The following is an 8044-nucleotide window of genomic DNA, read 5'->3' on the forward strand; positions in this document are numbered from 1 at the left end:
GATCGGCAAAGCTTCCCGGAAGAGAGTACGCACCTTAAAGTAAGGTACTGGTATGGAAGTAAGTATTGAGCCGGGCCTATCCGCCATCGAGGGCGCGGACGGGATCTTTCCCGCCGGCTGTCCCAGCCGGACGGTCCTCGATCACGTCTCCAGCAAATGGGGCGTGCTGATCCTGGTCGCGCTGTGGAACGGCCCGCAGCGCTGGAGTGAATTGCGCCGCCGGGCCGAGGGCATCAGCGAGAAGATGCTCGCCCAAACGCTCAAGACGCTGGAGGGGGACGGCTTCGTCCGCCGCGAGGCCCAGGCTGTCATCCCGCCCAGGGTCGACTACAGCCTCACCGACCGGGGCCGCGGGCTTGTTGCCGTACTGCTCCCGCTGGTCACCTGGATCGCCGATCACGCGGGCGAAATCGTCAACGGCCACGGCTCCGCGGGCGCCGTGAACGGAAAACCAGCGCCGTGACCGGCCTCGATCTCGACGCGCGCTGGTACGCGGGGACGCGGTCCCGCGGAAGCAGTGCGGCGCCGCCGATCCAGGTGCACATGGCCGCGCCCCACACGGTGCTGCTCCGGCAGAGCTTCGCGAGCAATTTCGAGGCACCTTTTCTCTACCTGCTCTTCGGCGAGGACCGCGCATTCCTCCTGGATACCGGCGCGACGGCGGACGCCACCGAATTTCCGCTCCGGGCCACAGTCGACACGCTCATTGAGGACTGGCTGCGCGGCCACCCCAAGGACAGTTACGAACTCGTCGTCGCCCACTCGCACGCCCACGGGGACCACGTCGCCGCGGACGGGCAGTTCACCGGCCGGCCCCGCACCCGGGTCGTGGGACACTCAGCCGGCGAGGTAGCGGCGTTCTTCGGAATCGACAACTGGCCCCAGGGCACGGCCCGAATGGACCTTGGCGGCCGGGCTATTGACGTGATCGCGACGCCGGGGCACCATCCTTCCGCCGTCGCCATCTACGACGAGGCCACAGGCATGCTGCTCACCGGCGACACGGTGTACCCTGGCCGGCTCTATGTGCAGGACTTTCCGGCGTTCCAGGATTCGTTGCGCAGGCTCTGCGATTTCAGCGCCTCGCACCCGGTCCGTGTGGTGCTCGGCGCCCACATCGAAATGCCGGCCCGGCCGTTCAGGGACTTTCCGCTGGGATCGACCTGGCACCCCGGTGAAGCGCCGCTCCCGCTGACGGCCGGGGACCTGGAGTCGGTTCGGGATGCGGCCGCCAGGGTCGCCGGCCGCCCCGGGGCGCACCGGTTCGCCAACTTCATCATCTGGAACGGGCCCTGCCGGCGGGAGTCCGCGGTCCATGCCGTCAGGCTCCTCCTGTTCAGGGCCTTTGGCCGGTAGCGCCCCCCGGGGCCAGGGACGAACGGTGGAAGTCTGTGTGCCACACATCGATGGTTCGCCCGTTGCCGTCGGTGACGACGTATTCGGGCCAGCGGTCGAAGGCCGAGCAGGGGTGGGAGATCCCGAAGTCGACCACATCCGTGACGTCCAGCCCGCTCACCCCGGTGAGGACTGCGTGATGGTCGAAAAGATTGCGCACGACGGCGGCTGCCCCAGCCTTGGGGGCGCCGTCCGCGGTGCGGGCTGACAGGAAGAGCGGCAGTCCGGCGTCGTAGGGCAGGTCCCGCTTACCGGCACCGACGACGGCCATTCCCTCCTCCGGGACGGACAGGATGACGGCCCGGACCGACAGCGCGGGAACCAGGCCCGGTACCGGACTGACCGCCGCATAGGTGCCGTGATCGTGGGTGACGTAGCAGCCGGACCGGAGGATCCTCCGGGTCCCGGGCACCAGGCGGTCATCGGGAAGGTGTTCCACCACGCGGTCCGGGAACGCGGACCCGCCCATGGAGTAGATCGGGGCGGCTGTCTCAAAGTATCGTGCGGCTGCCACGAACACGTCCCGCACCAGCCGGCAGTGCCGGTCGACCCCTTCGATCGTGGACTCCGCCCTGGTGTTGGGCACCACGCCCTCGTACCCGGCAACGCCGGCGAGCCGGAGGCCGGGCGTGCCATGGACCAGCTCGGCCAGGCGAAGGGCGTCGGCCAGGCTCCGGGCTCCGGTGCGGCCGCCCGGTGTTCCGACGTCGACCAGCACCTCAAGGCTGACGGCAGCTCCAGCGAAAACCCGGGCCGCCGCGTCAACGCCGGCAGCCGAATCGACGAAGCAGCGGATATCCCGTCCGGAATCTTGTTCCAGCCATAAGCGGAGGCGCATCAGGCCGTGCCGATCGACCACCTCATTGGCGATAAGGACGTGCCGGTGTCCCCAGTCCAGTGCAGAACCGGCCTGGTCCACGGTGGCCACGGTGACGCCGACGGCGCCGGACGCCACCTGGCGCGCGATGATCGGTGCGGACATCGTTGTCTTGACGTGCGGGGCAAGGTCCACGCCCCGCTGCCGGCACCAGGACGCCATCACCCGGATGTTGTTGGTGAGGGCATCGATATTGAGCCTCAGCTGCGGGTATGCCGGGGCCGTGAGGCTCCCTGCCGCCGCGTCCCTGTCAGGTCCGTTCTGGTGCTGGATCGGGCTGCTCACGAGGCTCCTTTGGTGACGGGACAGGTCCGCCGGCCAGGGTTGCGGCAGCGGGAGTCCGATGCGGGTGTTGCGTTGATTGTGTCATGCGCCTTTCCGCGTCGAACCGGCGGGCACACCGCCCGGAGGCCGGATTCCGCGGCGGGTGAATAGTGGCCCGGGTGGATAATGGCACCGTCGGTTAGTGGCACCGTCGGAAAGTGGCACGCGAATCAACGTCCGGCATGGACGGGAGGGAGACCTGATGCAGTCTGCTCCGCGGATCACGGTGGAGGTGCCGGTGCTCGCGATCGGCTCCGGACCCTCCGACTACGAGGAACTGGGCAGCCGCGTCGATGCGCTGCGCAGGCGACAGGGCCTCCACCTGACCCTGCTGCACGTCGGCGTCCTGGCAGACTTCGCCCAGGACATCGCAGACTGGACCAAGGGCATCACGACTGCCGCTGAGGCGGCCAACGCGACGGTTGCCTGGCTGGAGGGGCTGCCGGCGCTGGGGGGTTTCACCGCGAGCTCCGTGAGGCTGGTCCTGCTCGGCGGCGGGCGCGTGAGCGGCCTGGAAGTGGATGTGCCGCAGCATGTGCGGGACTACCAGGTCTCCCTGGTGACGGCGCTGCACGAGCTGTTGGACGAGCTGCTGGTGGACAATGTGGACGACTTCATCCTCGGCTCGCGGGCCCTCGGTTTCCGGTATCCGCGCTGGACACCGCACGTTGCCGTGGGCCGGCCCAAGACACGGGAACACGGGCCGTGGGAGATTGAGCCGCTGGCTCTCCAGTTCGGTGCGTCACGGATCAGGAACCGCCAGTTCCTCCCGGCCGCCGGCGCCGGAGAAGGACCGGACCAGGCCCCCGGGACGCCCGGGGCAGGTGGCCCGCCATGACGATCCGGAGCGCAGGCATCCTGCTCTACCGCCGGGGCACGGGAACGGACGTGGAGGTGTGGATAGCCCATATGGGCGGGCCGTTTTGGGCGCACAAGGATGCCCGCGCGTGGTCGATTCCGAAGGGCGAATACCTCGACGACGAGGACCCGCTGTCCGCCGCGCAGCGCGAGTTCGCCGAAGAAATGGGGACCCCCGCCCCGCCGGTCGACTATTTCGCGCTGGGCGCCTTCCGGCAACCCTCGGGGAAGGTCATCACGGTCTTCACTGCAGAGGCCGGCTTCTATGCTCCCGCGCAAATCGTGAGCAATACCTTTGCCCTGGAATGGCCGAAGGGATCCGGCGTTGTCCGGAACTACCCCGAGGTGGACGGCGCCAAGTGGGCCGGAGAGCCCGAGGCCCGCACCAAGCTGGTCAGGGGCCAACTGCCGATCCTCGACGCCCTCATGGACTACTTGGCCGGCGCCGCCCAGTGACCGGCGCTGTTCCCGCCGGGCTCCCGGGTGGGCCGTCCGGGCATTGCTGGCCCGGCGGCTGACTGCCATCCTTGGGTAATCCGCACTCCCGGAAGCGAACGAAGGGAAAGACGATGCCGCTCTACCTGTCGAAGTTCAGCTACACCCCTGAGACCTGGGCCAGGATGATCAGCAACCCGGAGGACCGCGGGAAGGCCGCCCGGGCCTACATCGAATCAGTGGGAGGAAAACTCCACGGCTTCTGGTACGCCTTCGGCAGCCACGACGGCTACAACCTCTGGGAGGCCCCCAACAACGTCTCCATGGCCGCGGTGGCGCTGGCAATCACCGGTGGCGGCGCTCTGAGCTCGCTGGAGACAACGGTGCTGTTGAGCGTCGACGAAACCCTCGAAGCCCTGCGCATGGCCGGGGACGTCGGGTACAGGGCTCCCGGCGCCTGACGGCCCGCCCCGCCACAAGGAGGCCTCCGATGGATACGATCGAACCGACCGGGCGCCCGGAGCCCACCGCCAGCCAACGCGCGGCAAGCCTCAAGGAGCGCGTCTACATCACCTTCACCAGCCTGGCCGTGGTGCTGGCTCTGCGGAGCCACGCAGACGAGACGACACCCGCCGCGGCGGCCGCTACCCTGACGATCGTCGTCGTCGGTTCCCTGCTGGGCATCTTCGTCGCCGACCTGCTGAGCCACCTGACGGTCCACGCGAAGCTTCCCAGCGGCCCGGAGATGCGGCACATGGTCGCCGTCTGCACGGAGTCACTCACCGTCCTGGTGACTCCGCTCCTGCTCCTCACGGCGGCCGGCCTCGGCCTTTGGTCCACGGCCGTAGCCCTTCAATGGGCCATCGTGGTTCTCGTTGTCACGCTCTTTGTCATCGGTTACCTGGCGATCCGCCGGCTTGAGCTGCCGTTCCGCCACAAAGCCGTAATTGTGTGCGCCGAAGTAGTGTTGAGCCTTTTGGTCATCGGTCTCGAGCTGCTGGCCCACAACCTCTGAGGGGATCAACCGGCGCCTTCATTCGTTGGGTCAGGTAGCCCCCACCACACAACACCTAAAGGAGCCAGCTTTTTTGCTGATCGTACTCACGGGAATTGACGGCTCGGGAAAGACGACGGCGGCCGAGGCCACCGTCGCGGCCGCCCGCCGGGCGGGGACCGACGCCCGGCTCCTCCGCAACTACGCCGGCCGCCGCAGGATGTCCCTGCTCGGCGCCAGGCTCGGCGTGCAACTGCCCGCACGGGGCGCGGATGTCATTGAAACTGCCGTACGCACCTTCAATGTCCTGAATTCCCACCGCCGCGCCCGGAAATTCCACGGTCTGGTGGTCATGGACCGGCATCTTCACTGCCAGCTTGCGCTCCGCGGGATGCACCGACTTCCGCGGGGACGCTTCCTTCCCTGGCTCATCCGGGCGCTCCCTGCGCCAGACCTGGTCATCTACCTGGACGTTGAACCCCGCGAGGCACACGCGAGGATCCTCGTGCGGGGCACCGATTCGGAACGGCTTGAGGACCTGGTAACGCTGCGCGAAGCGTATCGATCCCTGCCCGAATTTTCCGGGTTCACCCACATCCCTGCGGGCGGGTCGCCCGGCGAGGTCCTCTCCCGGGTGCAGGCCGCCATCTCCGACGCTGGCGGACAGCGGCAGGAATGCTGCCCGGCCGGCCCCGCGCCGGCCGGGCCCGCGTCCTCCGGCGCTGGGCCCGGTGCTTAGCGGGCCAGATACTCCTCGTGCTGGCGGTGCGCTTCCGCGACCAGCTCCCGGATTTTGTCGATGTCCTTGGCCTTGTCCCGGTACTTCAGGTCCATGGTCATGATCTGGGCTTCCTCCGCGGTCAGCATCCGGTAGATGCGTTCGCGTTCGGCTGTGTCAGCGGTGTATTCGAGGTCGAGGTAGTTGACGGCGTGCCGCCGCGCGTTGTTGATCGACGTCTGCGCCTTGCCGGCCTTGCTCAACAGCGACGCCACGACGGTGATCACAAGCACTCCGATGATGACGCTGAGGGACAGGCCGGTGCTGATCTCGACGACGGGAACCGGCTCGCCGTCGTTAATGAACGGCAGGTTGTTCTCGTGCAGGGCGTGGAGCACCAGCTTGACGCCGATGAAGGCAAGGATGGCCGCCAGGCCGTACGCAAGGTAGATGAGTCGGTCCAGGAGCCCGTCGATCAGGAAGTAGAGCTGCCGCAGGCCCATGAGCGAGAACGCGGTGGCGGTGAAGACGATGTACACGTTCTGGGTCAGTCCGAAAATGGCCGGGATGGAGTCGAGGGCGAAGAGAATGTCGGTCCCGCCGATCGCCACCATCACCAGCAGCATCGGCGTGAGCGCCCGCTTGCCGTCGTGGATGGTGAAGAGCTTGTCCCCGTCGTAGTGCTCCGTGGTGTGGAAGAGCTTCCTGGCAATTCTGATGATGAAGTTGTCGGCATGTTCGTCGCCGTGGGCATCCGGCCGGAGCAGGTTGCCCGCGGTGATCAGCAGGATCAAGCCGAAAATGTAGAACACCCAGGCGAAGGAGTTGATCAGCGCGGCCCCCAGGAAGATGAAACCGGTGCGGGCGATCAGCGAGAAGACGATGCCGAACAGCAGTACCTTTTGCTGGTCTTCCCGGGGTACACGGAAGCTCGCGATGATTATCAGGAAGACAAAGAGGTTGTCCACGGAGAGCGCCTTCTCCGTGATGTAGCCCGCGAAGTACTCCGACCCCATCGCGGCACCGCCGAAACTCCACACCACGATGCCGAAGACCACGGCCAGGCCCACGTAGAGGCTGGACCACACGGCCGCCTCCTTCAGCGTGGGCACGTGGGCTTTGCGGATGTGGAAGAAGTAGTCGAAGGCCAACAGGGCCAGGATGACTACAATGGTGATTGCCCAGATGAGGGGTGAAACTGTCATGTCTGCTCAACTTCCGTAAAGGGACTGGCCCCTGGGTCCAGCGCTGTCCGGTACTACAGATGGTAGTTGGAATCTAAGTGCTGGTGGAGGCGCACGGGATGCCGCCGGGAACCCGTCCGCTGCCGGCGAACAGTCCGCCGCGTGTTGGGCGGCACCCGATTCGCACAGCACTTTCACAGCCAAGCGCTATTGAAGATACAGCCGGGTCGGCGAGAATGGACGGAACTGATAGTGCAATCCGCGGACTCAATGGCGGCCGCGGACTTGCTCAGCATCAGTGGCGAGCGTACTGACCTTTCGGCCTGAAACCGACCAACGACGGGTTTCCCAGCATGTTGACTCTGCGCAGGCATGTACTTCCTTCGATCCTGGCCGTGTTGCTGCTGTCGGCGACGGCCTGCACTTCCGAGAACGCAGTCGGCTCTCCGCCCGACGTAGTGACCACCGCGCCGGGGAGTTCCGCGGCCCCCCGATCCACGAGCCCCAGCGCCCAGGCTCCGCGGCTGGAGCCTGTGGCCGGGGTGGATGCCCGGACGATACTCGAGGAATTCAAGGGCCGGGGCATGATGGGCCATCTTGAGGCGCTGCAGCGGATCGCCGATGACAACGGCGGGAACCGCGCGTCGGGCACGTCCGGGTATGAGGCATCCGGCCGGTACGTTGAGGAGCAGCTACGCGCCGCCGGGTACACCCCGGTCCGGCAGACGTTCACGTACCGCGGTGACCGCAAGAAGCAGGTGGAGACTTTCAACATCCTGGCCGAGACCGGCGGCAGTGCCGATCACACCGTCGTGGTGGGCGGGCACTTGGACTCCGTGGAAGATGGCCCCGGGATCAACGACAATGGCAGCGGCGTCGCGGCCATCCTCGAGACGGCAAAATGGATGAAGGAGAAAGGGATCACTCCGGTGAACCGGGTGGTGTTCGCGTTCTGGGGCGCCGAGGAGAATGACCTCGACGGTTCACGGCACTACGTCAACGAGTTGAGCAAGGCCGGGAAGGAGCAGACCGCGGCCTACCTGAACGTGGATATGGCGGCCTCGCCGAACGGTGTACGGTCCTTCCACGACGGCGACGGGTCCGACTTCAGGCATGCCGGGCCGAAGGGCTCCGACGGGATTGAAGCCGTCTTCGAGCGCTACTTCAAGGAGAACTCGCTGCCGGCGGAAACAACGCCCTTTGAGGACGGCGACTCCGATTACGACCCGTTCCTCAGGGCAGGCATTCCCGGCGGCGGG

At 66.8% G+C, this 8044-nt stretch carries 10 protein-coding genes; 8 read left to right on the plus strand and 2 right to left on the minus strand.

The features are described from left to right. The first annotated feature begins 52 nt into the window (after positions 1-52). Positions 53-463, plus strand: coding sequence for a winged helix-turn-helix transcriptional regulator (locus AC1DF4_RS18415; protein WP_476914224.1), 411 nt, complete (start codon positions 53-55; stop codon positions 461-463). After that, complete coding sequence (locus AC1DF4_RS18420; RefSeq protein WP_476914225.1) at positions 460-1356, plus strand: MBL fold metallo-hydrolase; 897 nt, start codon at positions 460-462, stop codon at positions 1354-1356. Before AC1DF4_RS18415 ends, AC1DF4_RS18420 begins: the two co-directional genes overlap by 4 nt. Here the strand turns inward: AC1DF4_RS18420 and AC1DF4_RS18425 are convergent. Then, complete coding sequence (locus AC1DF4_RS18425; protein WP_476914226.1) at positions 1337-2557, minus strand: alanine racemase; 1221 nt, start codon at positions 2555-2557, stop codon at positions 1337-1339. The genes AC1DF4_RS18420 and AC1DF4_RS18425 overlap by 20 nt on opposite strands. A 241-nt stretch (positions 2558-2798) precedes the next feature. Here AC1DF4_RS18425 and AC1DF4_RS18430 point away from each other — a divergent pair, with 241 nt between their 5' ends. The 5 genes from AC1DF4_RS18430 (at position 2799) to AC1DF4_RS18450 (ending at position 5622) form a co-directional block, all read left to right on the plus strand. Next, positions 2799-3434: a hypothetical protein gene (locus AC1DF4_RS18430; RefSeq protein ID WP_476914227.1), complete on the plus strand. Its 636-nt coding sequence runs from the start codon at positions 2799-2801 to the stop codon at positions 3432-3434. Continuing rightward, positions 3431-3910, plus strand: coding sequence for an NUDIX hydrolase (locus AC1DF4_RS18435; protein WP_476914228.1), 480 nt, complete (start codon positions 3431-3433; stop codon positions 3908-3910). The genes AC1DF4_RS18430 and AC1DF4_RS18435 overlap by 4 nt, the downstream gene beginning before the upstream one ends. Before the next feature lie 113 nt (positions 3911-4023). Continuing rightward, positions 4024-4350 carry a GYD domain-containing protein gene (locus tag AC1DF4_RS18440; RefSeq protein ID WP_476914229.1) on the plus strand — a complete coding sequence of 109 codons (327 nt, stop codon included), beginning with the start codon at positions 4024-4026 and terminating at the stop codon, positions 4348-4350. 29 nt (positions 4351-4379) lie between these two features. Then, positions 4380-4904 carry a hypothetical protein gene (locus AC1DF4_RS18445; protein WP_476914230.1) on the plus strand — a complete coding sequence of 175 codons (525 nt, stop codon included), beginning with the start codon at positions 4380-4382 and terminating at the stop codon, positions 4902-4904. Positions 4905-4977: 73 nt separating this feature from the next. Continuing rightward, positions 4978-5622: a dTMP kinase gene (locus AC1DF4_RS18450; RefSeq protein ID WP_476914231.1), complete on the plus strand. Its 645-nt coding sequence runs from the start codon at positions 4978-4980 to the stop codon at positions 5620-5622. On the opposite strand, the gene AC1DF4_RS18455 is transcribed toward AC1DF4_RS18450, so the two are convergent. Then, positions 5619-6806 carry a TerC family protein gene (locus AC1DF4_RS18455; RefSeq protein ID WP_476914232.1) on the minus strand — a complete coding sequence of 396 codons (1188 nt, stop codon included), beginning with the start codon at positions 6804-6806 and terminating at the stop codon, positions 5619-5621. The genes AC1DF4_RS18450 and AC1DF4_RS18455 overlap by 4 nt on opposite strands. Before the next feature lie 332 nt (positions 6807-7138). Between AC1DF4_RS18455 and AC1DF4_RS18460 the strand changes: the two genes are divergently transcribed. Continuing rightward, positions 7139-8044, plus strand: a 906-nt coding sequence (locus AC1DF4_RS18460) for a M20/M25/M40 family metallo-hydrolase (protein WP_476914233.1), incomplete at its 3' end; no start/stop codon positions are given.

The sequence above is a fragment of the Arthrobacter sp. 05N429 genome (genome assembly GCF_056397045.1).